Below are 21,551 nucleotides of genomic sequence, written 5' to 3' on the forward strand. Positions count from 1 at the left end.
TTCTCCTTCATGCTGCGACTGCATGTTGTTCGAGGCTTCTTCAGATGCGGTAGAAGCGTTCGGCATTGCGCACGAAGAGCGCGTCTTTCTCCGCATCGCTCGCGTCGCCGACGATCGACGCATACGCGCGCCACAAGTCGCCATATGAGCCGAATTGCCTGTCCACCGGAAAGTTCGATGCGAACATCGAGCGCTCGACGCCGAATGCGTCGATCGTTTCGAGCACGTAAGGCCGCAGGCTTTCGACGGTCCACTTGTGATCGAACATTGCGAGACCGCTGATCTTCACGGCGACGTTCGGACATTGCGCGAGCGTCTTCATCCCGTCGCGCCACGCGCGATATCCGGCAACGCTGTTGCGATCGACGAACATGCCCGTGTGATTGACGATGAACTGCGTGTCGTGATGCGCGTTCGCGAGTGAGGCCGCTTCTTCCATCTGCGACGGGTAAAGCTGCATGTCGAACGACATGCCGTGCTTATGCAGCAGCCGGAAGTTTTCGCGCCAGGCCGCGTCGCGCATGAAGTGGCGGCCTACGTAGTCGTACAGTTTGTCGTGATGCACGTTGAGGATTTGCCGCACGCCGCGCGTGTTGGCGAATGCGGCGTGTGCTTCGAGCACTTCGGCTGCGTTATCTGCAGCGAGATCGACTGCGGCGACGATTCCGTTCGGCATCGAGCGTGAACCCGCAGCGTCCGCGACGCTTTGCAGCCAGCGCGTTTCTTCGACGGGATCTTCCGGATCGTGATTCGCCTCGACATGCACGCACTTGAGCAGTTCGATATCGCCCGCGTCTTTCAGCAGATCGGCGATCAGGTAATCGTGCTTGAGCACACGCGCATCGCCGACGAACGACACGCCGGGATTGGCGAGCCAAGGGTAATGATGCGTCTTCAGATCCCACAGGTGAATGTGCGGGTCGACAACTTTCATGGCGCGTCCTTCGCCGCCGGCGCGTGTGCGCGGCGAGCGTCGCGAATCAGTGGAAGGGATGCTGCAGTTCAAATACTGGAACCAGCGCTTGCTGGAGCGGCGTACGGTCGGGCACCGTCTGCATGATGTCGGCCATGTAATCCCACCATTTGCGCATCACGGCGAGCTCGGGCAGGCGCTCCATCGAATGATCGGCGTTACGCGTCAGTATTGCGAACAGATGGTGCGTGTCTTCGTCGAGAAAGATCCGGTAATCGCGCACGCCTGCGTTGTGCAGCGCATCGACGAGTTCCGGCCAGATTGCCCGATGCCGGCGCTCGTATTCGTCGCGCATGCCGGGGTTCAGCACCATCCGGAAAGCGATTGTCTCCATGCCGGGCTTGTCTCCAGTGTCTTTGATCACTTGTTCTTGCCGCTCTCTAAGGTAGCGTCTTGATGCGACTATAATTCGGGCGTCGATAGCATCTCAATCCGTTGTTGGGATTGGGCGATACTCAAACCGAATCGCACCGCTGATCCTCCATGAGCCAGAACGCTGCCAGCATTCCCCTCGTCAACCGGCTCAAGTTCAAGCATCTTGCGCTGCTTGTCGCGCTCGACGACGCGCGCAACGTCCATCAAGCCGCCGATGCTATCAACGTCGCGCAGCCCAGCGCGAGCCGGATGCTCGGCGACATCGAAGAGGCGCTCGGCTTTTTGCTGTTCGAGCGCAACGCGCGCGGCATGCAGCCGACGCCGCTGGGCGTCGTTACGCTTGCCTATGCGCGGCGTGCGCTGGCGGATCTCACGCGCTTTGCCGAGGATCTGGACGCGAAGCGCAAGGGCGGGCATGGGCAACTGACCGTTGGCGCGATCATGGGCGCCGCGCCCGATCTGCTGGCGATGGCCGTCGCCGCGCTGAAGACCGAACGGCCGTTGTTGCATGTATGCATTCTCGGGGAAACCAGCGATCAGGTGGTGCAATTGCTGCATCGCCGCGAAGTCGATCTCGCGCTGGGGCGGTTGACTAATCCGTTGCAGCATAACGATTTCAGTTTTGAGCCGCTGGCGCGGGAGACTTTGGTGCTGGTGGTGCGGGCTGTGCATCCCGTTGCCGGGCGGGCGGCTGTTTCGCTGCGCGAGTTGATGGAGTGGCCTTGGGTGGCGCAGCCTATTACTAGTCCGGCTCGTGTTTTGTTTGAAGAGGAACTCGCCCGGGCGGGGCTTGGGACGCCGGCTAATCTCACCGAGTGTGCTTCTATATTTGCTACCCTGCAGCTGCTTGAGAATTATGATGCTGTGGCGATGTTGCCTGAGTCTGTTGTGCGCGATCATGTGCGCGGCAAGTTGCTCGTTGCGTTGCCTGTGGAGATTGGCAAGAGCCTTGCCGGGTTTGGAATCCTTACCCGGAAGGAAGAGGCTCTGGCTGAGCCCGCGCAGCGGTTTGTCGATTTGCTTCGGGTTTATTCGCATCGACTGGCTACTGAAGATAACCTGGCGGTTGGGGTTTGAGGTTTTTTTGTTGTCTGCGACGCTGGGTGGTCTGCTTTGTTTTTGCGCGGGCATCCGCGATGTGATGTTTGCCGTTCACGCGTCGCCCCTGTGCGGGGCGGCACCTACTTTTCTTTGCCGCCGCAAAGAAAAGTAGGCAAAAGAAAGCGGCTAACACCGCTAATTCTTGTATTTGCCTGAGGGCCCCCAACCGGTCTTACGCTTCACACGGCAATCACGTGACCCATGTCCGTTGCCAACGCTCTTGCGCTGCGCCTCACCCGCTTCACGCACCCGCGCTACACCACGCCGTGCCAGACATTCCACGGCCGCCCAGGTGGCAAACTGTGTGTCGGCCCCTTGCGCTCCACACGCATCACTTCGGACCGATAGCGCACGCCTCGATGTAAGAGCGCCGAGCTATACGCCGCGACAACCTACACACAGTTTGCCACCTGGGCGGCACATACCATTCGCTGCCGCTTGCCCGAGTACGGGTACTCGAAGTGGGTGAGGCATTCATTCGAAACGTTGGCAACGAGCACCAACCTGGGCACTGCCGTGTGAAGCGTGGGGACGTTGAAGGCCCGTGGATAAGAGCACGGGCTGGCGGTGTTAGCCGCTTTCTTTTGCCTACTTTTCTTTGCGGCGGCAAAGAAAAGTAGGTGCCGCCCCGCACAGGGGCGACGCCTGAAGCACGCTAGCAAAACGCGGATGCCAGCTCAAACACATAGCAAACCACCCAGCGTCGCAGCCAACAAAACAGCTACTGCAAATTCACAAACAACCCACCATCAACTAACAAAGCAGCGCCAGTAACATACCTTGCCCGATCAGAAGCAAGAAACACCACACAATCCGCCACATCCTCCGGCTGCCCCAGCCGCCCAAGCGGAATGCGCTTCTCAAAGTAAGCCTTCTTGGCATCATCGCCGAGATCTTCGGCATTAAGATCCGTAGCAATCGTCCCAGGCATAACAGAATTACACCGTATGCCATAAGGCCCAAGCGCAATAGCACAAGACTGCATCAGCGAATGCACACCCGCTTTCGTCGGCGTGTAATGCGTCTGCATCCCACCCCCAACGAGCGCACTGATCGAACTCGTCGCGACGATCGCACCGCCAGTGCCCTGGGCCTTCATCTGCTGCGCAACAGCTTGCGTGACAAAGAACGCCCCATTGAGATTCACGGCAACAGTCGTCTCCAACACATCGGCAGGCATATCAAGAAACGCATGAAACGGACAAATGCCCGCATTGCTGGCCAGCACATCAACCTTCCCGAACGCCTCGACCGTACGTCGCACAAGCTCAGGCCCCGTCTCCTTCAACGCGACATTGCCCTCGACGGCAATCACCCGCCGCCCAAGCAATTCGATTTCACCCACCACTTCTTCGACTGCGGAACGCCGGTTATACGACGCATCGTTATCGCCCCAGTAGTTGATCGCAACATCGGCGCCCTCTTTCGCACACGCCACGGCAATCGCCCGGCCAATGCCGCGCGAGCCACCCGTGACGATCACCGCCTTGTCTTTCAGCAGCACTGGCTTCTCCGTTCAATGTTGATAAGGCCGCTCGAGCGCACACTCGGGATTCAACCGCACACCGAAGCCCGGCGTGTCAGGCACCTTCATGCGGCCATTGACTGGCACCGGCTCGTCGAGCAACAACGGCGTGAACATCGGCACCACCTGGTCGGCCTTCGGCGCCATCATCAGGAACTCGGCGAACGGCGAGTTGTGACGCGTGACGACGAAGTGATAGCTGTACACCGACGAGCCATGCGGCACGACCATCACGTTATGCGCATCGGCGAGCGCGGAAATCTTGATTAGCTCGGTGATGCCCCCGCACCAGCCGACGTCCGGCTGGATCAGATCGCAGCAGTTCATTTCGAGCAGCATCCTGAAGCCCCAGCGCGTCGCCTCGTGCTCGCCCGTCGACACCATCATGCCGCGCGGCACGTTGCGGCGCAGTTCGGCGTAACCCCAGTAGTCATCGGGCGACAGCGCTTCTTCGATCCACTTCAGCCCATAGTCGTGCGCGGCCTTCGCAAGCTTCGTCGCGTACGTGACGTCGAGGCTCATCCAGCAGTCGTACATCAGCCAGAAATCGTCGCCGACGCGGCTGCGCATTTCCGCGAGCTTGTCGATGTTCTTTCTGAGTCCCTCCTCACCTTCGGCCGGATTGTGCTGCAACGGCAGCTTGCCGCCGATAAAGCCCATTTCCTTCGCAAGATCTGGCCGCGCGCCTGTCGCGTAGAACTGAAGCTCGTCACGCACCGGGCCGCCCAACAGCTGGTACACGGGCTCCTTGCGCACTTTCGCAAGCAGATCCCACAGTGCGAGATCGACGCCCGAAATCGTGTTGAGCACCACGCCCTTGCGTCCGTAGTACAGCGTCGAGAAGTACATCTGATCCCACATCTTCTCGATGTCCGTCACGAGTTGTCCTTCGAGGAAGCGCGCCAGATGCTTCTCGACGATGAACGCGCCGATCTCGCCGCCCGTCGTCACCGCGAAGCCGACCGTGCCGTCGCTCGCCTCGATTTCGACAACCAGCGTCCCCAGCACGTTGATGCCGAATGACTGCCGGCTTTGCCGGTACTGCGGATAACGCGCCATCGGCGTCGAGATGTGATCGTCGATCCAGTGTCCGTCGGCCTGATCGTGATAGTCCGCGCCGCCGCCGCGGACGACGAAGGCACGCACGTGCCGGATAGTGGGCATCGCCATGTTCTAGAGCTCCGTTCGTGGGTTGCGTGCGCCTCGCATGTCAGCGGGCGCGATGAATGGGTTGCGGGAAAGCGGGCGTGTCGCGCGTCGCGTCGCGGCGCACCAGCGTGCCGATCAGCAGCGCAGCCAGCAGACTCGCCGCGCCGAGCAGCAGCAGACCCGCCGACGTCGACTGAAACGCATGCTCGGCGCTCGTGCGCAGCGTCGGCGCGATGAAGCCACCCAGACTGCCGAGCGAGTTGATCAACGCGATGCCGCCTGCGGCCGCCGCGCCCGTCAGGTAGCGCGTCGGAAAAGTCCAGAAGAGCGGCTGCGCGGCGATGAAGCCGCTTGCCGCGCAGCACAGCGCGGCCATCGCCAGCAGAGGACTATGCGTCGCGCCGGATACGCCGATTCCGCATCCGGCGAGCACCAGCAGCGCGACAGCCCAGCGCCGGTGCGTGCCCGTCGCGTCGGCGCGGCGCGGCACGAACCAGGTCAGCGCGAGCGCGCAGATCCACGGCACGGCCGCCACCACGCCGACCCGCAAGCCGACCGACTCGCCCATCAGCGCCGCGACCTGCTGCGGCAGATAGAAGATCACGCCGTACACGCTCATCTGGATCAGCAGATAGATCGCGGAGAACAGCAGCACGCGTTTATCGACGAGCGCCGCCAGCAGGTTGCGCGGGCCGTGCGCGGACGCGGCGCGCGCGTCGTCGTCGAGCGCCGCGCGCAAGGTCTTGCGCGCTTGCGGCGTGAGCCAGCTGGCGTCTTCGGGCCGATCGTCGAGATAGAAGAACGCCCATACGCCGACCACCGAAGCCAGTCCGCCTTCGATCAGGAACAGCCACTGCCAGCCCGCGAGATTCAACGCGCCGTGCAGATCGAGCAGAAACCCCGACAGCGGACTGCCGAACATGAAGGCAAGCGGCGCGCCGAAATAAAACACACCGACAGCGCGCGCACGCGCCGATTGCGGAAACCAGCGTGTTAGGTAATAGATGACGCCCGGAAAGAAGCCCGCTTCAGCGACGCCGAGCAAAAAGCGCAGCGCATAAAACGTGGTGGCCGTGTGCGCGAGACTCATCGCCGCCGACACGAGGCCCCACGTGACCATGATCCGGCACATCCACAGCCGTGCGCCGACGCGATGCAGCAGCAGGTTGCTCGGTACGACGACGAACTCTCGATGTATACCGGCGGTCGCGGTGTAACTACTTGCCAGTGAAGGCAAAAAAGACATTAGAGCATTTACTCTAAATGCCGTTGACGATAGCTGCACGCTCGTCCCCGAAAGTTGCACAAATAGACAACGAACGGACGGACTATAGGCCCGGCGACAATCGCAAGACAATCCGAAAGCACGATCGAGCGATAGCGAAAGCGAATCGCGACCGCTATGCTCGGGTCGCGTGCAGGCGGCTGCGCGCTAAAATCAACGAAGCAGCTGAAAGATACTACGTTCCTAACAACAAATTGTGATGGCTCGGTTCACTGACGCCTGCGTCTATCACGATCCTACCGACAAAGATCTGCTCGCGATGGGCCATCAGCGTCCATTGAGGGCACTCAACGACGGGCGTGTGACCGCGATACAGGTCATCAATACGTGGCTCGTCGCAATCGTCGTTGACGTTCACGCCTGCGGACATAGCGATGCGTTTTACTACAAGTTGCGCGAGCGCGCGGCCAGCTCGCTCGTGCAGTGGGATCGAACAGGCGAACCGCGGGGCTGTGTCCGTCATCCGCAAAGCGGCCGGCGTCGCGACGACGGCGCCCCGTCGAAGGAGTATCTGCAACCATGAACACCCCATCGCTAATCGTGGTGACTTGCACCGCATTGGCCGCGTCGACCTTCGCTCAAGCCGACGTAATCTATATTGCCAAGGACAAGGACGCGACGTACTCGCTTACGAATGAAATCCGGTCGGATTGCGCGAGTGGCGGCTACGCGTTCATCGACACAAAAAAAGGCGTCCATTGGGATGCGTGCTGGACGATGACCGGTACGAATATGATACTGACGACCTATCCGGTACAGCAGCGCATCGTTGTGCCCGCACTTAATTTCAAGAAGCAATAGTCACCGCCCGTGCGAACATGCGGGAAGAAAATTACAACGAGAGGATTAGCGTGACATCAGACGCATTGTTCAAGCTCATTGGCCAGGTCTTCCTATACGGTGGGGTATCTGTCGGGATCGGCTGGCTAATCTTACAAAAGTCCGCAGAGCGATGGGTTGATGCTCACTTCGCAAAACGCCAGAAGCAATTTGAGCACGAGCAGGCGAAGGAACTTCAACGCATCAAGGCCAAGCTCGATACCGTAATCCAAGGGTCCCTGAAGCTGCAGGAGCGGGAATTTAAAATCATCCCAGAAGCGTGGGAGAAGGTTAGCGAGGCGTACAGCATCGCCAGCTGGTTGTGCTCGCCGCTTCAAAGCTACACATCCCTACAAAGGATGTCGGATGCAGAGCTTGAAGAGTTCATGTCGACGCGGGATCACTTGTCGGAAACACAGAAACAGGCCATTCGCGATAAGCGGCCGGAGGACCGGGACAAGCGGTGGCAGGAAATCGATACTGACAGGCGCTACTTTAAGGCGCGGGACGCGCTCGCTACTGCTGATGGCTTCCTGAAGACGAATTCGATCTTCTTGCCGGATGAACTTCGCGAAATGTTCAATGAGCAGACAGAGGTGATTTGGAAAGCCTTGGTTGCCTTTGAAGTTGGCGTCCAGAGCGAGGATTACAAGATGAGAAATTCTGCTCACGAGACGCTGCGGGACGAAGGGAAACCCCTGCATGAGCGAACCGAGAAAGCCGTGCGCGCAAGGTTATTGGAGCAAACGCAGCTGGCCGACGACAACACTATGATGGACTAGGGCGCGACGACCTCCGATTCTTGGTAGCTTCTATGCTGCATATCGCTGCGCAGGCTCGATCGCTATCGCGCCCGCGTGCAAACGACGCCGCGCTTCTATTCGACTCCCTTATACGATGCGAAGGCCTGGGGGGTGATGCCGGTCTTTTGTCTCACAAGTTCAATGTAATCAACGGCGGTTGAGTAAAAGCGCTTGGCGCTGTCTGCGTCGACGGATCGTGCGTAATCGCGATGATGCACCCTTCGATGCAACTGTGACGAATGAGAGGGATCAGCTATCTCAGTCGGCTCGATCTCGTATGGCGAAGCGTGCGTTACGAGATTGCGCCAGTCTTGCATCTTGGCGATTTGCTGAAACAAGCCGTTGCCCTTGCTCACTTCAATGCCCGCAGCATCCATGAGCATTTTCATCTTGTCCCAAAAGCGTCGCTCGGAGCGGTAGCGTTGGAAATCAAAGGTTGGGAAGCGTTCATCCGACTGCATGCAGAACGCGACCGAGGCAGAAAAGCTTTCGATCGCAGCAAATGAGAGAACCATTCCTCCCGTAAAGAAAGAAAAGCCCATCGACAGCGTGCCAGTCCGCGGCCGAGCGTCCATTGCGAGGCCTGCTTTTATCAGATCGGCAGCAGCATGGAGTGTCAAATCCCAGTCATGATTTTGGGCGGAATATTCGTAAGGCAAAGGACCTCCCTATAAAACCGCTCAAACTTTGTCAAGCGCTCGTATAGCAACGCGTGAGGACACGTCCGGGCTCGCGTTCGAGCAGCCATCACTTTGGCTCAAGCGTGAGAACCTGATATTCGTAAGTGGCATCATCCCTCGGCGCGATGCGCACATGAATCTTCGACAGAAACGTGGCCGGTGTCGCGAGCCATTTCATAACTGCAAGCTTCTCGTCGCCACCTGGAATATCGGCTCCCGTGTCTTGCCCCGTGAGAAGATCCTGCAACATGCCGGCAGCGAGATCAGGCACGCTTAGCAAATCGTCAAGATACCCCTTGTCCCGGAACGATTTCCCAAATCCGAGAACCTCGAAGCCGTGCGTCATGTACATCGCACCGATGTTTCCAAAGAGTTTTTGTGTGTCGGCGAAAGTTCGGTCCTTTGCATCTTCGTTGATTTGGTCGGTGTCGCTGTACCAAAGTAGCCGCTGTTGGTCGTATGTCATCGCGGCCGTAAAGGCCGCCAGAATATGCAGCACGCGCAGAACTTTCTCTCCAACATTGCCGGCCCACTTGCCGAACCCGCCCTCACGAAGCTGATCTTCAACAAACGCGTGTGCCTCACGTTTTGTCATTCCGAACACGGAACCGATTTTCTTGTCGATCGCTATCGTGACGACGGCCCCATGGATGAGATTGTCGATGAGCTCTAGATACTCAGGCAGCGCGCGGCTCCTTGGGCCGTATTTGAGGTCTTTGTACTTGAACTCACTGTAGGGATCGTGGATATTATGGCGTCGTCTCAGGTCCTGCATGTGCCTTTGAAAAGGACCATTCTTATCTAATGCGACGAACAAAAACGAATATGTGCTGTAACGCGCATCGCCATGCTCACCGCCGTAATCGGACATGACCGCGATCTTCTTGTCGTCGGAAAAATCCGGAAGCTCGGGGATTGACTCCAGAGCCCCAGCCAGCACGTGGCAGAAATAGTGATGATCGGTCTTCATGCCGGGTAATTTGAACGGACCGGGTTTCCGAATTTTCCTTCGCAATGGCCCAATAGCGATGAGTTTGGCGCGAACGCGTGTTTCAAGAGCTTGATCGATCTGCGCTCGGAGAACGCTCTTTTTGAACGGAGGTTCCATGGGCTATGTTGGTAAGTATTCTGTATCTCGACCAAGCCGGAAAAAACGTTAGCGAGAAGAACCCGTGATGTGAGGATCTACGACGAATTCCTGGTCAACTAGCATCGCTGCTGCCGATACAGCTCCGATCACATCAAGACTGTCTTTGAAGGTCCAGTCATAGCCCATCGCGGTTTTGCCATCAGCCCCTTCGGGAACGAGGAATATCCGCAACCCTTCCCGGTAGCCAACGCAGTTCGGAAGTCGTTCGTTGACTTTGTCAACATATTCTTCTGGCGAGATCACTGGCTTTTCCATGTCGACCCTTTGCGTAACTGACGTAATAATCGTAGCACGACGATGTGCGCGATAACTTCAAGAACGACAGAAAGAAGATCAAGTATGCTGGTTACGGTCGACCGTCTATGCTTGGCTGTGGCTCACAACTAGCCGCTGATATGCGAGGTGTCAGAAATCACATCGGCCCGTCAGCAACCAGTAGCCTGTACGATCTTGAGTAATATACTTTTTGCCCCGCTTAATCAGATATGGCGAACCGAGAACGCGGCATCCCTGCGCGTTGGGCGTTCCCGTCGTAAATACATGAATCACCACATCGCCCGGAGCGAAGTTCATTGGGTCCTCGGCGACTTGCTCCTTCGTCAAAGGCTGTACCCAGATACTCTCGACACCCATGCCGGCATCGGAGAGACGGCTACCCAGATCGCCTCGATAGGCCGGAATCGAGTGAACGAACTTGCTTATGGAGATAGGGTCTTTGATGGTCTGCTCGGCAGCAGCTTTTGCATTCGCGGACAGGGAAATGGCGAGTGCAACGAACCCGACAACGACTGCGTACCTCTGGTTCAAAGTAATTCTCCGTTTTTGGTCATTGTTTGTTGAACGGGACGGCGGTGATTCTAACTGGTGGAGGATCGTAATCGATGGCAAAAGGAACCGTGACACTCGCGGATGTAGCTGCCCGCGCAACGCATATCAACATCGCGTGTTCCCGTTGCGAGCGGCGCGGCCGCTATCGGCTATCCAGATTGATTGCTTCGTATGGGGAGCATTTCCCGATGACTGACCTCGGCTCCGAGATAGCGGATTGTCCCCAAAGATATGCGGCCGTCACGCAGCGCTGCGACGTGTTCTATCCCGGCTTGCGAAAGATCATGAGCGACGACGATCAGGAGGCAGCCAAACCGGGAGCCAGTCATGCGTCAGACGACGATGACGATCTATAACGTCTATTCACCTTCAGGTGCCGGAACGACCTCGCGCCACATTCCGACTGCCTTGTTGGTGAGCGCGTCAATTTCCTCAACGGTGATGCCCTTCGAAAACTTCGGTATCTCACTCACGCAACGAACAAGGTAGTCCACGGCGAGCGTATGCAACATGATTTCGGCGTCGCGCGGCAACGGCCCGCGATAAACAAGCTGGTCCGAATGATTTCCATGCCGCGAGCCTAATGTTGTGACGTTGGGATGCACGTGAGCGCAGAGCAGCTTGTAAGATACATAGATCGGTTCAACACCGACGTTCCGCAGCTTCTGCCTCATGTCATATCGCTTGACCTTCCTACCTGTCAGTTCGTCGATGATCGGCTTGTCGTGATCGACCCATCGCGTCAGTTCCTCGCGCATCGACTCGTCGATGCTGGGGCTTTTCATAAACTCCCTGAATAGCCCGCCGTTCTCACACGCTGTATCGAGCTTCATCGAGTCAAGATAGCTCTGATCTTTCGCCAGATTCATGAGGTCGCCCAGCCCATCGAGCATCGATCGGATCGGACCAGCAGCGTGACTGGCCAGTCCTGCCTCGACCAAGGCCATCGCCGCATGAAACTGTTCGAAGATCGACATCGTCAGGCAGGCCGACATGCGCGCGGCTTCACTATCAGCCGATACCTCGACCCGCTTTAGTGCCTCGCTCTCCAGCAGCCCAATGATCGCGTTCGCTGTCTCGTGGATTCTCTTCAGATCAGGCATAGCCACCCCGGAAAAAACACGATTATGCCAGCCGACGATTGCGGTCATGAGAGCCGCACGATTCTGGACCGCAGCCCCGCTCCCGAGCGGGGCTTTTTTCTGGACGCCTGAAACGTCGCTGCAATTTAGAGTGTTTGCCCTGCTGAAGTCGTGTGCTTTTTCGACTCGTCTCGACAATATGAAGTTGTCGGCGGCGATGACCGCTGAACGAAACGACAAACGAACTCACGTAATTAAATCTTTAGGAATACATCATGAAAATCGAAATCACGCTTGACGCAATCCGCACGATCGTGGCCGAGGAAATCCACCGCTTCGCTGAAGAACAGGCAGCAGCCAAGGCCGCACGACCGAAGCAGCGCGTCGAATTGACTGCCGAGGAAGCAGCGCAATACATGACGGTTGAAGAGGTCTCTGCAGTGACGGGTTACACGGTCGGTTCGCTGCGCTCGATGGGCTCGAAAGGCTTCACGCCTGCCGCGTTCCCGATCCTGCCAGTCAGGGTCGGTCTGCGCAGCCTGTACGTCCGCGACGATGTTATGGCAACACCGAAAGCGCAGCAGTTCCCGGACACGAGCGCTGCACCGATTGCTAACGGCGCAAACCAGATGGCTGGATTTGTCGCGACGCCCAAGACACTGCCGCCGACCCAAACCATCGACGTGACGCCGGAACCTGCTGGCGCGCTCGGCGCGATGATCCAGAACGCGATCAGCGCGGCAGTGAAAAAGCCTGCGGCCAAGAAAGCGACCGTGAAAGCACCAGCACCGGCTGCGAAGAAAGCAGCGCCGACGAAGCAGATCGCACCGGCCGCGAAGAAAGCACCGGCCGTCAAGCCGGCACCGGCTGCGAAGAAAGCGCCGGCGAAGCGCAAGGCAGCATGACGTAACTGCGCGCGGTAACGCGCGCACCTTTACCCGAATGAGGAACAGAAGTGAGTAATCGAATCATCGCAACTGAAGTACCCGAGTCCCGGCGACTCGATTTCATGCCCGAAGCATTTACGCCGTGCATGATGATGCGCGCGGAAGGACTGGTTTTCCATCAGGCGTCGCTGCTCGCGCGGTCATACAGCGGCGCCTATTGGGACTTCTTCACGCTGTCCAACGGCGGGTTCTATCTCGCGCCGCGCAGTGACAGGCGGTTCGAAGTACAGGTTGAAGGAAACGGCTTTGAAGGCGACGTAAGCGCCGACGCGTTCGGGATCATCGTAACGCTGTTCGTGTATGGCGCGCTCGTGTGGGTCGACGACGAAGCGCTGCGTGAGAAGTATTCCGACCACTATCACCAGTTGCGTGCGTTCGCGGTCGAGCACGACGAAGGCGGCGCGATACTCCGCGCGATCGACTGAGCGATGTCGAAGGAACTGTTGTTTGTCGCCGGTCTCGCATGTATCTGCGCCGGCGCCGTGGGACTCGTCGTGGTGACGTTCATTCATTGATGGAGAGGGTATGACAGAGGAACAGAAGCACCCGCAGCAGCAGGTCTATATTGACGACACCGGCGCGCCGCGCTTCCGGCAGAATGCGATCGTCTTTCACCTGCTCACGCACGGTTCAATCCGTTGGGATCAGATCCTGATGATGGACTTTCCGCTTGCCGACCGCGAGCAGATCGCACAGCAGATGGGCTATTCGGTGATGGGCTATAGCGAACTGCATTGGATCAGTGACGAGTCTTATCAGACAGCACATCGCGCGGCCGTGCTCGCGATCGCGCAGAACAAGCCGGAGTAGCAGACGCTCCCGACTCTCCAGAACCTCCCACAATCGCCCGGCCGTGCGGATCGATAAGAACCGCCGCGCCGGGCGCATCATCGCGCCTATGGCGCTTCCTGCCCGCCTGCGTCGTCTCCGTCGCCCAGTTCCCGTAACTCGATCACGCCTTCATCTTCGGACTCAAAGACTTCCGTCGCGCCTACCTCCAGCACCGTGTCGTTGATATTGTCGTGATCCGTGATAACGCGGATCGCGTCGTCGCCCTGATTTTCAATCTTCACCTTCATCGCTACCTCCTTGACAGGCCCGCAACCGGGCGGAAAGAACTGATTGCGCACGGACGTGCGCACGTCATATTGACTGGACTACAATCGAGGTCCCTGCGTAAATTGCCGCACGCCCCAATGCCTGACGAACGTGAATCGACAGCCATTCCCGCTGTCATCGCTACCGGCACACCAAAAGAGGTTGACGCGTTTCTGCTGGCCTGCCTTAGCCACGAGGAACTGCCGCAACCAAGCTTGGCGGCCATGTATGAATGGATCGCCTGCCTTACGGGACGTAAAGACGACGATTTTCATTCGCACATCTCGACCTGCCATTACTGGCTTTATTTCCAGTACGCCAAGCAAGCCGGGCTGTCGCCCGATGGACAGGCTTACCCGCCGCGTCCCGAAAAATCTAGCTAACGCCTGAGTCGCCAGAACGCGCCAGAATCGTTCCGCGTGAGTGTGCCGATACGGTTAGCGCGGTCGCGCGGTCCCGCCGCGTTCTGGACGCTTCTGGCGCGTCCGGGATCGAATGCACGCCGCGCGGGGCTCAAGTTTTCTGTCGCGCTGCCGATAGGTGATCCCATGAACACGAAAGTCAGCAAGGCGCAAGCGGCCGCCATCGTTAAAGCCGCGACGGAACTGCTTGATCTCATTTGCGAGGTCAAGGAAGTCAATGAACTTTCGCCCGAATGGGGTCCCCTTTACGACAGGATCGTCCAGGGCGCGCTCGCAGAGGTCATGCCGGATGCAACGTTCGAGACGCTATTCGAACTACTGGACAAGCCTGAGGTCGGCCACTGATAGCGGTTCTCGCCGGCGTTCCCCGGATTTCACCCATCGGCTCCGGGTCGGCCGACCTTTTACCGACTATCGGGACGTGGTATGAATCGCCCCGGCAGCCGGCCGGATCAGGGTCGCGAGACGCCCGCCGCGGGCGCGTCGTCGCGTGACGTGTCATGGCCGAATAGCCGCTCCCGCACGCTTGGCGTGTCGCGCGTCGCGGGTAGTGTCTGCCAGCCCGTGTGTTCGCCTATGTGTTCCAGCGCGATGTCGTTGCCGCGCACGAAAACCAGCGTGCAACCGGCAAGCGTCCATGCGAGCGCCAGCACGCCGGCTGCGACGACAACACCCAGCAGCGCTGCGCGGGTGATGATTTGCGCGCGTCGTCTCATGATCGTTATCCCTTCGTAGAACTGCGGAATTGCGGTATGCCGTGGCTCGCGCCTACACTTGAACCATCCATCACGGAGGGTTCTTCTCATGGCTTCTGCTGACGTTGCCCGTCCTTGGGACGGTGAACCGGACGCCGACGAGTTCGAGGCGTTCGGACTGACATGCGTGATGCGGCGCGACCCAACCAACGGCGCATGGGCCGGCTATGTCGGCGTGCCCGCCTCGCACGCGCTTTATCGTCAGCGGCGCGACGTGCGCATCGTCGTGCCCGACAGGATCGCGGGCCGCGAACTGGTGAGCACGCGCATCGCTGGCGCGGACCTGCGTGGTGTGGTGCCGCGCATCCTCGAGGCTGGCATGACTGTGCCGCTCTCGATCGCGGTTGATGTGCACGGCGGACTATGGGGAACGGGCGTGATCGACGCTGGCCATCAGAATGTATGGTTCTTCGGCTTCGTATGCGCGCATCCGTGGGACTTCAAGCCGCTCGATCCGATGACAATCAAGGGATACGAGACGCTTGACCCCGAGACAGCGCAAGCGCTGTATCGCACGCCCGCCGAATATCGCAGCCTCGATTACGCGCGCACGCAGACCGAAGCGCTCGCGATGCAGCTATCCGCTCTGTCTGACGTGGAACTGGCAACATGAGAATCCGCTTCCGCGATCTGAATCCCCGCGTGTCGGCAGCCGTAGCCGCCGCATTCGCTGACGTACCCGCGCTCGATGTGCAGTGTGCGGATATTCTCGCGGCCGGACCCGCCGACGCGATTGTGAGCCCCGCCAACTCGCTCGGCTATATGGACGGCGGGATTGACCTCGCGTACTCGATGCACTTCGGTCCGCAGCTGCAACGCGATCTTCAGGCGCTGATTGCCAATCTACCCGAACGCAGACTCCAGATCGGAGAGGCCATCATCGTCGCGACGGGCGACGAGGGGATACCGGCCCTGATCGCCGCGCCGACGATGGAAACGCCCGGCCCCGTGCCGAACACCATCAATGCGTTCCTTGCCTTTCGCGCGACGCTGCGCGCGATCGCCTATGCGGGTTTCGGCACCGTCCTGTGTCCAGGGCTCGCTACACTCACCGGCCGCATGCTGCCCGATGTGAGCGCGAGCCAGATGCGCGCCGCGTGGAACGCCTTCAATGACGAGCAGCGCGCGATCGTCCGTCACTGAGCCACCTTCATCAGAAACCACAGCGCGATACACGCGGGCCGGTTGTCGAACGCGACGTTGCCGCCGTTCGCATAGATGCTGATACCCGTGCCCGCGCCATAGATGCCGATGCCAACGCCGCTTGCGCCGATCCAGATGCCGGTCCCGCCTGCGTTGACATTGTTCTGGCCGCGTCCCGAACTGTAGCCGGTTGCGACCGGGCATTGCGCACCGCCGTTATCCGCACCGGCCTGAACCGAACCATAGTTCGGGATGCTGTGCGCGTGACCCGGATCGCCCACGCCGTGCGCGTGACCGGGGTCCGCGACGCTATGCGCGTGGCTCGGGTCATAGACGCTATGCGCGTGGCTCGGCATGTTGTCCACCGTCAGCGTGCGCGAGTTCGCGCCTGCTGTCGCGCCCGATGCAAGCGAACCGCCAGCACCGCACGGCACGCGGTCGCGCAGGTCGGGCGTGTTGTTTGTGCCGTCACACTTCTTCCAGCCACTCGGCACAGCGTTGCCATCACCCCACCACATGATGATCGTGCCGGCGGGGACCGCGTTTTTCGCGAGCGAACGCACTTCAGACAGGAAGTCATCGAGCGGGCCGATATCGATCCAGCCGTCGTTTGCGTTCGTGCGACGTCTCAGGCGCACGGCCGTCGTATCGCCCCAGTACATGCCGGGATAGGTCTCGCCCGGTTCGGTCGGTCCCGAGTTGTCCGTGAGCGTCGATTCAACGATGACATTGAGTTGCGTGCGCATGTCCAGACCGGACGGATGCGCGGGAACCTGATAGCTGGTGGCTTGCGTCATGGTCTCGTTCCTTTGGCGAGCTTCGGCCCGATCAGCGAGCGCTTCGAGAAAACGGCAGGCGTGTCGAACGTGGCGAGCCGCGCGTAGCCCAATCCGTCGAGGTCGGTGTGTTCGTACCCATAGCCGCGCGCGATCCAGTCGCAGGTCTTCGCGATGCCTGCGCCATTCGAATCCTGAAAGCGGATGCGAAAGCCGCTCGCGCTCTGCTGGTCGATGTACCACTTGTCGCCCGTCTGCAAACCCTGCGCGACGATCGCGATTGCGGGCGTATCCTTGAACGGCACCGTGAATGTGATAACGCTGCCGGCCGCGTCGATAGGTACGTTGTTGCGACTCTCGATGCGGTCAGGTACATCGACGGTCACACCAAGCTCGATGATCCCGATTCCCTGCGTGTTGTCCTTGACGTGCAGCGCGAGCGAGAAGCGCGCCGCGCGGAATGTGAGGTCTGCCGCGACCAGCCGCGTCCAGGGCGACCAGTCTTCATCGGCCGCCGTCGTCGGGTCCACGTTCGTGAGCGACGCGAGCACGATGCCGCCGCCTTCGTCGATCTTCGTGCCGTCCACATCGAGCACGGCATCCCAATCGGGCCATGTGTCCACGTCGTTGAAGAAGTCATACGCTGCGCCTTCAAGATAGGACGTACAGCGCACCGTGTAGACCTTGCCGAGGTCGATGGCGTGATCGAAGTAATAGCCGCCCGTGGTCGAGATTGCATAACCGTGCGCATCCTGCGAGAGATACAGCACACCTGTGCGCACTTCCGTATAGACCTTCTCGCCCGCGAACGTTGGCTGCTGCTTCATGTCCTCGACGAGGTTGTAATCACGCAGCGGCCCCGTGGTGCTGATGAGCATCGCCGCGTTCTGCGAGAACTTGCCCGATGAATTGCTGAACTTCGCGAAGTACGTGCCTTTCATCAACGGCACAAAGCCGTTGGTCGTGCCGCCAGCGAAGCGCTGGATTTCGTTCGCTTCTTCCCACGACACTTCTGTGGACATGCGCGTCGAGAAGCGGATCACGACCTGACCGCCCACAATCACATCGAGGTTCTTCGATTGCACCCATTGCAGGTTTGCCGCGTCGTTATAGATATCAAGCTGGAAACCCTGCACGTCATCGGGTGGCATCGTGAGCGCGAGCAGTTCCTTGGTCAGCGACGCGGCCGCGCTGCGGATGCCGAGTGCATTGAACGCCCATACCGTGAACGTCCATTGACCTTCCTGCGTAGGCTGGATGTCGAGGCTGTTCATGAACACATCGACATAGACGGGCGAATCGCTCTCGAACTGGTAGGCGACGAGATAGCGCACGGCACCGAGCGGCGCGAACCATGAGAAGGTCGCGCGCGCGCCGACGACCACGGGCGATATCTGGTACAGGCTCTCCGTCACGTCGAGTTCGGTGCAAGGGCCGATGCTGAACGGATCAATGAGGCCGGTCGGGATCGGTTCGAGCTTGATATCGCTCTCGATCGCGGCGAACTTGTCGGGGCGATACGCGATCCCCGCAATCTCATAGTTGCCCGTCTCATCCTCGGTCACGGCGATGCAGCGCCATTGTTCGTTCTGCGCTTCCGACGACGACAGCGACCACACGGACATGACGAGCGGGACCTGCGAAAATGCCTGCGTCACGAAAAGCGTCGTCGTGTCACCCGGAGTCTGCACCCAGACCGGGCGGCTCTGGAACGTGCCATCTGGCAGCAGCACCGATATTGTGTAGGCGGCCGCCGCTGACAGGCTCACCGTGTCGTCAATCTCGACATAGGTATCCGTCGCGGCGAGAATGCGCCCGCCCGAGCGGAAACCCGCGCGCACGGGATCGGTGGTGGTGAACACATCGCCCGGGCGCGTGTAGGCCGCATTCACGCCCGTCCTGAACGTCACTGTCTCGGATAGCAACTGCTCGGTGAGCAACGCCCACTTGCCTACGCGATGCGCCTGTCCGCGCGACGTGCAGCCGAGCGCCTGAATCTGTAGCTCGCGGATGCCCCACTGGTCGATCGCATCCCGGTCCTCGACATACTCGATCGCCTGCTCATAGCGGTTGGCAGGATCGTTCCATGTGACGAGCGCGGTCGTGTGGCGCTGGTTAAGCGGCGTGCCCGTATATGTGAACACGCCGTCGATGACGTTCGCGGGCGCGTAAGCCATCACGGGGTCGGCGGGCTTGTCGGCGCTGACGGTGAGCATGCCGCCCGACCAGTAGAGCATCGCATTGAAGATGCTCGCGATCTGCTGCAGGAGGCTGATCGCTTCGGTGCGGGTCTGGATATAGACGTTGCAGGTATAGCGCGGCTCCAGCGTGCCGAACCCGTTCTGCACCATGCCATCGCAATACTGGGCGATATCGTAGAGCGTCCATTTGTCGACCTGCTCGGGCGTCAGGTAAGCACCGAGGCCGAAGCGCACCGTGGTCGCAAGGTCGTACAGAATCCACGCGGGATTATCGGTCCATGCCGTCTTGAACGTGCCATCCCACACCCCCGAATAAACCCGTGTCGCCGGGTCATAGTTAGAAGGCACCTGTATGCGCCGCAGCTTCACGTCGAAGGCGAGCTTCGGCACCTGCTTGAACGTCGAGGCACCGACCTGCACACCCACGATCGCGGAGTACGGGTAGTTCAGCTGCGAATCGACGATCTCGGTCATCGTCTCCCACTGGAACGTATCGACGACATACGACGAGGTCGAGTCGGGCGTGATGCGCCGCACGCGAATGTCATATGTGCCACCGACCACGCCGAAGCGCGAAAGCATCACGCGATAGCTGCGCTGATAGCGGCTCGTCGTCTTGCCGGTGATGGTATCGACGCACATCTGCTGGAAGCCGCCGCCGTTCTTCTGCACGTCGATCGCGATCTGCACGCTGGCGCCCGTGAGGTCGCCCGTCTCGGTGTTGGTCGTGGTCAGTTGCGGAAAGCCGAGCGTGACGCGCACCGCGTTCAGGTTCGGGTTCGTGACACTGCGCACGACGGGCGCAGCGTTGGTCACGGTCACGCTGACGCTGGATTCGCTTTCGGTCGCGGAAAAGCCCGTGATGGGTGTCTGGTACGGTGTGCCCGGCCGCCACTCGATACCTGCGCCCGTGAAATTCCACGAGCCGTCTGCATTCGCAAGCGGCGTGTCATCGACATAGATACCTTGCGCATCGCCGACGATGCCTTCTATCTCGCCTTCACACAGCAGGTTGATGACGCGCGCATACTGCACCGAGCGCAGCGAATCGGGTTCCTCGATCGGAGAGCGGGACCCGCCACCGCCGCCTTTACCACCGCCGCCGCCCGCGCCGATGACGGGAACCGGAAGCCCGGTTTTCATGACACCACGACCTCATTGTTGGTCGAGAAGCCAACCGAGATGATCTGCGAGCCGATCAGCACATGGCCGTAGCCAAGCGGCACCGGACCGCCTTGTCCCGTGGTGTTCACGGCACCATCGAATGCAAGCGACGGCTGGTTCTCCGCGTTCTCGGGCGTAGCGCTGGCGCTGGCGCGCGGGGCGATCAGTTGCGAGACGCCCGACAGCGCGAGCGACAGGCCAATGGAAATCATGGCGGGAGCGAGTGCACCGCCCGATATCACGCCGACGGCAACGAGCGCCGCGCCCGCGAGGATCTTGCCGAACGCGCCCGCGCCCCCGACGAGCGGCACGACCTTGAGCACGCCGCTCGACAGGGGATAGTGCAGATCGGACGCGTCATAGTCCTGATGCGGCCCGCGCACGCGGAACATGCGCGTGGCGTGATCGCGGAAGTAGGCGCGCAGGCCGGGAATCTGGATCATCAGCGCGTGCAGCGCTTCGCGCGGCGAGTGCACGTCAAGCGTATAGGCGCGACCGAACCGGCGAACCATGTCGCCATAGAACCGGACTGTCAGCATGGGAAGCCCCTAGAGAAAAGCGCGATGCCTGAGCACGGCGGTCGTGCGCCGCTGGAAGAACTCGCCGTAAAACTCGCGGCGCGATAGCTGCTCGATCAGGTGATGGAGGATCGTGCCGCCGCCGACATAGACGGCCATATGGTTGTCGCGCCGCGCGCGGATGCGCATGAGCACGAGGTCATGCTCACGCATCGTCTCGCGCGGCACCTCGACAAAGCCCTCACGACCGAAGTTGTCGCGGTACAGGTCCGGACCATCGGGCTCGTTCCACCAGCCGTAATAGCGGGGGTAGTCATTGAGGGCGATGCCGTGCGCCGCGTAGTAGTCGCGTACCAGTGCATAGCAGTCGTGGACGCCATGCACGAAGGCACGACCGACGAGCGGCGCCACGTAGTTCGAGGGATGCGTGATGGTGAATGCGCCGGTCGGATGGTTGACGATCAGCCAGGGCAGGCGCGTGCGTTCGATGCCGGCGAGGTCGGCGCTCGACGGGGCCGGCGACATGAACGGATGCGAATGCGCGATCGCCAGCACGTCGCCCGTGTCCTCGGCCTTCGCGAAGTCCTCGGCGTCGATCAGGAAATGCTCGGTCTCGCGCGCAAGATTGCGGCACGCGACATAGAGCGGCGAACCATCCTCACGCGCGACGACGACGCCGCAGCATTCGCGCGGCGCTTCGGCTTCAGCGTGGATGCGCACGAGCGGCACCACAGATGCAAGGTCGGGCATACTCATG

General features: G+C 60.1%; 28 protein-coding genes. 12 read left to right on the top strand and 16 right to left on the bottom strand.

The annotated features are described in order from the left end of the window. Positions 1-40: 40 nt before the first annotated feature. Positions 41-934: an amidohydrolase family protein gene (locus C2L65_RS25085; protein ID WP_042312432.1), complete on the bottom strand. Its 894-nt coding sequence runs from the start codon at positions 932-934 to the stop codon at positions 41-43. Positions 935-980: 46 nt separating this feature from the next. Beyond that, positions 981-1,307 (bottom strand): L-rhamnose mutarotase, encoded by a 327-nt coding sequence (gene rhaM, locus C2L65_RS25090; protein ID WP_042312430.1) that lies wholly within the window; start codon positions 1,305-1,307, stop codon positions 981-983. A 149-nt stretch (positions 1,308-1,456) separates the two neighbouring features. Here rhaM and C2L65_RS25095 point away from each other — a divergent pair, with 149 nt between their 5' ends. Then, positions 1,457-2,425, top strand: a complete 969-nt coding sequence (locus tag C2L65_RS25095) for a LysR family transcriptional regulator (RefSeq protein ID WP_042312427.1) — start codon at positions 1,457-1,459, stop codon at positions 2,423-2,425. Between the two features lie 745 nt (positions 2,426-3,170). Here the strand turns inward: C2L65_RS25095 and lra1 are convergent. From lra1 to C2L65_RS25110, 3 genes are read right to left on the bottom strand one after another with little or no spacing between them, the layout of a single operon-like run. After that, complete coding sequence (lra1, locus tag C2L65_RS25100) at positions 3,171-3,953, bottom strand: L-rhamnose 1-dehydrogenase Lra1 (RefSeq protein ID WP_042312425.1); 783 nt, start codon at positions 3,951-3,953, stop codon at positions 3,171-3,173. Positions 3,954-3,965: 12 nt separating this feature from the next. Then, positions 3,966-5,144 (bottom strand): L-rhamnonate dehydratase, encoded by a 1,179-nt coding sequence (gene rhmD, locus C2L65_RS25105; RefSeq protein WP_042312423.1) that lies wholly within the window; start codon positions 5,142-5,144, stop codon positions 3,966-3,968. Between the two features lie 40 nt (positions 5,145-5,184). After that, on the bottom strand, positions 5,185-6,369 hold the full coding sequence (locus tag C2L65_RS25110; RefSeq protein WP_233446540.1) for an MFS transporter: 1,185 nt from the start codon (positions 6,367-6,369) through the stop codon (positions 5,185-5,187). A gap of 238 nt (positions 6,370-6,607) precedes the next feature. Here C2L65_RS25110 and C2L65_RS25115 point away from each other — a divergent pair, with 238 nt between their 5' ends. From C2L65_RS25115 to C2L65_RS25125, 3 genes are read left to right on the top strand one after another with little or no spacing between them, the layout of a single operon-like run. Next, positions 6,608-6,931 (top strand): hypothetical protein, encoded by a 324-nt coding sequence (locus C2L65_RS25115; RefSeq protein WP_042312422.1) that lies wholly within the window; start codon positions 6,608-6,610, stop codon positions 6,929-6,931. Next, the gene (locus C2L65_RS25120; RefSeq protein ID WP_156132366.1) at positions 6,928-7,209 is read left to right on the top strand and encodes a hypothetical protein; all 282 of its coding nucleotides are present in this window, start codon (positions 6,928-6,930) and stop codon (positions 7,207-7,209) included. The genes C2L65_RS25115 and C2L65_RS25120 overlap by 4 nt, the downstream gene beginning before the upstream one ends. A 17-nt stretch (positions 7,210-7,226) precedes the next feature. Further along, positions 7,227-8,009, top strand: coding sequence for a hypothetical protein (locus tag C2L65_RS25125; protein WP_042312418.1), 783 nt, complete (start codon positions 7,227-7,229; stop codon positions 8,007-8,009). Between the two features lie 95 nt (positions 8,010-8,104). Here the strand turns inward: C2L65_RS25125 and C2L65_RS25130 are convergent, their stop codons facing one another. The 4 genes from C2L65_RS25130 to C2L65_RS25145 all read right to left on the bottom strand — a co-directional run bounded on the left by C2L65_RS25130 (position 8,105) and on the right by C2L65_RS25145 (position 10,667). Continuing rightward, complete coding sequence (locus C2L65_RS25130; protein ID WP_156132365.1) at positions 8,105-8,689, bottom strand: hypothetical protein; 585 nt, start codon at positions 8,687-8,689, stop codon at positions 8,105-8,107. Positions 8,690-8,777: 88 nt separating this feature from the next. Beyond that, the gene (locus C2L65_RS25135; RefSeq protein WP_063769790.1) at positions 8,778-9,818 is read right to left on the bottom strand and encodes a hypothetical protein; all 1,041 of its coding nucleotides are present in this window, start codon (positions 9,816-9,818) and stop codon (positions 8,778-8,780) included. Positions 9,819-9,866: 48 nt separating this feature from the next. Further along, on the bottom strand, positions 9,867-10,115 hold the full coding sequence (locus tag C2L65_RS25140; protein ID WP_042312411.1) for a hypothetical protein: 249 nt from the start codon (positions 10,113-10,115) through the stop codon (positions 9,867-9,869). A gap of 150 nt (positions 10,116-10,265) precedes the next feature. Next, complete coding sequence (locus C2L65_RS25145; protein WP_042312409.1) at positions 10,266-10,667, bottom strand: hypothetical protein; 402 nt, start codon at positions 10,665-10,667, stop codon at positions 10,266-10,268. Positions 10,668-10,741: 74 nt separating this feature from the next. Here C2L65_RS25145 and C2L65_RS25150 point away from each other — a divergent pair, with 74 nt between their 5' ends. After that, positions 10,742-11,044, top strand: a complete 303-nt coding sequence (locus C2L65_RS25150) for a hypothetical protein (protein ID WP_042312406.1) — start codon at positions 10,742-10,744, stop codon at positions 11,042-11,044. Between the two features lie 3 nt (positions 11,045-11,047). Here the strand turns inward: C2L65_RS25150 and C2L65_RS25155 are convergent, their stop codons facing one another. After that, positions 11,048-11,839, bottom strand: a complete 792-nt coding sequence (locus C2L65_RS25155; RefSeq protein ID WP_156132364.1) for a DUF5677 domain-containing protein — start codon at positions 11,837-11,839, stop codon at positions 11,048-11,050. Between the two features lie 206 nt (positions 11,840-12,045). Between C2L65_RS25155 and C2L65_RS46415 the strand changes: the two genes are divergently transcribed. From C2L65_RS46415 to C2L65_RS25170, 3 genes are all read left to right on the top strand, one after another. Next, on the top strand, positions 12,046-12,675 hold the full coding sequence (locus C2L65_RS46415; RefSeq protein ID WP_176572796.1) for a hypothetical protein: 630 nt from the start codon (positions 12,046-12,048) through the stop codon (positions 12,673-12,675). A 50-nt stretch (positions 12,676-12,725) separates the two neighbouring features. Then, positions 12,726-13,142, top strand: a complete 417-nt coding sequence (locus C2L65_RS25165) for an antirestriction protein (RefSeq protein ID WP_042312401.1) — start codon at positions 12,726-12,728, stop codon at positions 13,140-13,142. 100 nt (positions 13,143-13,242) lie between these two features. Further along, complete coding sequence (locus C2L65_RS25170; RefSeq protein WP_042312398.1) at positions 13,243-13,527, top strand: hypothetical protein; 285 nt, start codon at positions 13,243-13,245, stop codon at positions 13,525-13,527. Positions 13,528-13,613: 86 nt separating this feature from the next. Here C2L65_RS25170 and C2L65_RS25175 read toward each other — a convergent pair whose 3' ends face one another. Continuing rightward, the gene (locus C2L65_RS25175) at positions 13,614-13,796 is read right to left on the bottom strand and encodes a hypothetical protein (protein ID WP_042312493.1); all 183 of its coding nucleotides are present in this window, start codon (positions 13,794-13,796) and stop codon (positions 13,614-13,616) included. Positions 13,797-13,913: 117 nt separating this feature from the next. On the opposite strand from C2L65_RS25175, the gene C2L65_RS25180 reads away from it, so the two are divergent. Both C2L65_RS25180 and C2L65_RS45635 read left to right on the top strand, forming a co-directional pair. Beyond that, positions 13,914-14,198, top strand: coding sequence for a hypothetical protein (locus tag C2L65_RS25180; RefSeq protein WP_042312397.1), 285 nt, complete (start codon positions 13,914-13,916; stop codon positions 14,196-14,198). 165 nt (positions 14,199-14,363) lie between these two features. Continuing rightward, the gene (locus C2L65_RS45635; protein ID WP_156132363.1) at positions 14,364-14,582 is read left to right on the top strand and encodes a hypothetical protein; all 219 of its coding nucleotides are present in this window, start codon (positions 14,364-14,366) and stop codon (positions 14,580-14,582) included. Between the two features lie 107 nt (positions 14,583-14,689). Here the strand turns inward: C2L65_RS45635 and C2L65_RS25190 are convergent, their stop codons facing one another. Then, entirely contained in the window at positions 14,690-14,953 is a 264-nt protein-coding gene (locus C2L65_RS25190; protein ID WP_042312393.1) for a hypothetical protein, read from the bottom strand. Positions 14,954-15,041: 88 nt separating this feature from the next. Here C2L65_RS25190 and C2L65_RS25195 point away from each other — a divergent pair, with 88 nt between their 5' ends. Next, positions 15,042-15,605: a hypothetical protein gene (locus C2L65_RS25195; RefSeq protein WP_042312391.1), complete on the top strand. Its 564-nt coding sequence runs from the start codon at positions 15,042-15,044 to the stop codon at positions 15,603-15,605. Further along, positions 15,602-16,135 carry a macro domain-containing protein gene (locus C2L65_RS25200; protein WP_042312389.1) on the top strand — a complete coding sequence of 178 codons (534 nt, stop codon included), beginning with the start codon at positions 15,602-15,604 and terminating at the stop codon, positions 16,133-16,135. The genes C2L65_RS25195 and C2L65_RS25200 overlap by 4 nt, the downstream gene beginning before the upstream one ends. Here the strand turns inward: C2L65_RS25200 and C2L65_RS25205 are convergent. From C2L65_RS25205 to C2L65_RS25220, 4 genes are read right to left on the bottom strand one after another with little or no spacing between them, the layout of a single operon-like run. Further along, the gene (locus C2L65_RS25205) at positions 16,129-16,932 is read right to left on the bottom strand and encodes a tail collar protein (RefSeq protein WP_042312386.1); all 804 of its coding nucleotides are present in this window, start codon (positions 16,930-16,932) and stop codon (positions 16,129-16,131) included. The two genes, C2L65_RS25200 and C2L65_RS25205, sit on opposite strands and share 7 nt — an antisense overlap. Beyond that, on the bottom strand, positions 16,929-20,255 hold the full coding sequence (locus C2L65_RS25210) for a TipJ family phage tail tip protein (RefSeq protein ID WP_042312383.1): 3,327 nt from the start codon (positions 20,253-20,255) through the stop codon (positions 16,929-16,931). The genes C2L65_RS25205 and C2L65_RS25210 overlap by 4 nt, the downstream gene beginning before the upstream one ends. Then, positions 20,252-20,815: a tail assembly protein gene (locus tag C2L65_RS25215; protein WP_042312381.1), complete on the bottom strand. Its 564-nt coding sequence runs from the start codon at positions 20,813-20,815 to the stop codon at positions 20,252-20,254. The genes C2L65_RS25210 and C2L65_RS25215 overlap by 4 nt, the downstream gene beginning before the upstream one ends. A 9-nt stretch (positions 20,816-20,824) precedes the next feature. Beyond that, the gene (locus C2L65_RS25220) at positions 20,825-21,550 is read right to left on the bottom strand and encodes a C40 family peptidase (RefSeq protein WP_042312379.1); all 726 of its coding nucleotides are present in this window, start codon (positions 21,548-21,550) and stop codon (positions 20,825-20,827) included. Between the last annotated feature and the right edge of the window lies 1 nt (position 21,551).

Source organism: Paraburkholderia terrae (assembly GCF_002902925.1).
Classification (GTDB): Bacteria; Pseudomonadota; Gammaproteobacteria; order Burkholderiales; family Burkholderiaceae; genus Paraburkholderia; species Paraburkholderia terrae.

What these genes read in the sequence shown, in the direction of transcription:
- C2L65_RS25085 (WP_042312432.1), bottom strand. Translation starts at nt 934, where the DNA reads ATGAAAGTTGTCGACCCGCACATTCACCTGTGGGATCTGAAGACGCAT.
- rhaM (WP_042312430.1), bottom strand. Translation starts at nt 1,307, where the DNA reads ATGGAGACAATCGCTTTCCGGATGGTGCTGAACCCCGGCATGCGCGAC.
- C2L65_RS25095 (WP_042312427.1), top strand. Translation starts at nt 1,457, where the DNA reads ATGAGCCAGAACGCTGCCAGCATTCCCCTCGTCAACCGGCTCAAGTTC.
- rhmD (WP_042312423.1), bottom strand. Translation starts at nt 5,144, where the DNA reads ATGGCGATGCCCACTATCCGGCACGTGCGTGCCTTCGTCGTCCGCGGC.
- C2L65_RS25110 (WP_233446540.1), bottom strand. Translation starts at nt 6,369, where the DNA reads ATGTCTTTTTTGCCTTCACTGGCAAGTAGTTACACCGCGACCGCCGGT.
- C2L65_RS25115 (WP_042312422.1), top strand. Translation starts at nt 6,608, where the DNA reads ATGGCTCGGTTCACTGACGCCTGCGTCTATCACGATCCTACCGACAAA.
- C2L65_RS25120 (WP_156132366.1), top strand. Translation starts at nt 6,928, where the DNA reads ATGAACACCCCATCGCTAATCGTGGTGACTTGCACCGCATTGGCCGCG.
- C2L65_RS25125 (WP_042312418.1), top strand. Translation starts at nt 7,227, where the DNA reads ATGCGGGAAGAAAATTACAACGAGAGGATTAGCGTGACATCAGACGCA.
- C2L65_RS25135 (WP_063769790.1), bottom strand. Translation starts at nt 9,818, where the DNA reads ATGGAACCTCCGTTCAAAAAGAGCGTTCTCCGAGCGCAGATCGATCAA.
- C2L65_RS25140 (WP_042312411.1), bottom strand. Translation starts at nt 10,115, where the DNA reads ATGGAAAAGCCAGTGATCTCGCCAGAAGAATATGTTGACAAAGTCAAC.
- C2L65_RS25150 (WP_042312406.1), top strand. Translation starts at nt 10,742, where the DNA reads ATGGCAAAAGGAACCGTGACACTCGCGGATGTAGCTGCCCGCGCAACG.
- C2L65_RS25155 (WP_156132364.1), bottom strand. Translation starts at nt 11,839, where the DNA reads ATGACCGCAATCGTCGGCTGGCATAATCGTGTTTTTTCCGGGGTGGCT.
- C2L65_RS46415 (WP_176572796.1), top strand. Translation starts at nt 12,046, where the DNA reads ATGAAAATCGAAATCACGCTTGACGCAATCCGCACGATCGTGGCCGAG.
- C2L65_RS25170 (WP_042312398.1), top strand. Translation starts at nt 13,243, where the DNA reads ATGACAGAGGAACAGAAGCACCCGCAGCAGCAGGTCTATATTGACGAC.
- C2L65_RS25175 (WP_042312493.1), bottom strand. Translation starts at nt 13,796, where the DNA reads ATGAAGGTGAAGATTGAAAATCAGGGCGACGACGCGATCCGCGTTATC.
- C2L65_RS25180 (WP_042312397.1), top strand. Translation starts at nt 13,914, where the DNA reads ATGCCTGACGAACGTGAATCGACAGCCATTCCCGCTGTCATCGCTACC.
- C2L65_RS45635 (WP_156132363.1), top strand. Translation starts at nt 14,364, where the DNA reads ATGAACACGAAAGTCAGCAAGGCGCAAGCGGCCGCCATCGTTAAAGCC.
- C2L65_RS25190 (WP_042312393.1), bottom strand. Translation starts at nt 14,953, where the DNA reads ATGAGACGACGCGCGCAAATCATCACCCGCGCAGCGCTGCTGGGTGTT.
- C2L65_RS25195 (WP_042312391.1), top strand. Translation starts at nt 15,042, where the DNA reads ATGGCTTCTGCTGACGTTGCCCGTCCTTGGGACGGTGAACCGGACGCC.
- C2L65_RS25200 (WP_042312389.1), top strand. Translation starts at nt 15,602, where the DNA reads ATGAGAATCCGCTTCCGCGATCTGAATCCCCGCGTGTCGGCAGCCGTA.
- C2L65_RS25205 (WP_042312386.1), bottom strand. Translation starts at nt 16,932, where the DNA reads ATGACGCAAGCCACCAGCTATCAGGTTCCCGCGCATCCGTCCGGTCTG.
- C2L65_RS25210 (WP_042312383.1), bottom strand. Translation starts at nt 20,255, where the DNA reads ATGAAAACCGGGCTTCCGGTTCCCGTCATCGGCGCGGGCGGCGGCGGT.
- C2L65_RS25215 (WP_042312381.1), bottom strand. Translation starts at nt 20,815, where the DNA reads ATGCTGACAGTCCGGTTCTATGGCGACATGGTTCGCCGGTTCGGTCGC.
- C2L65_RS25220 (WP_042312379.1), bottom strand. Translation starts at nt 21,550, where the DNA reads ATGAGTATGCCCGACCTTGCATCTGTGGTGCCGCTCGTGCGCATCCAC.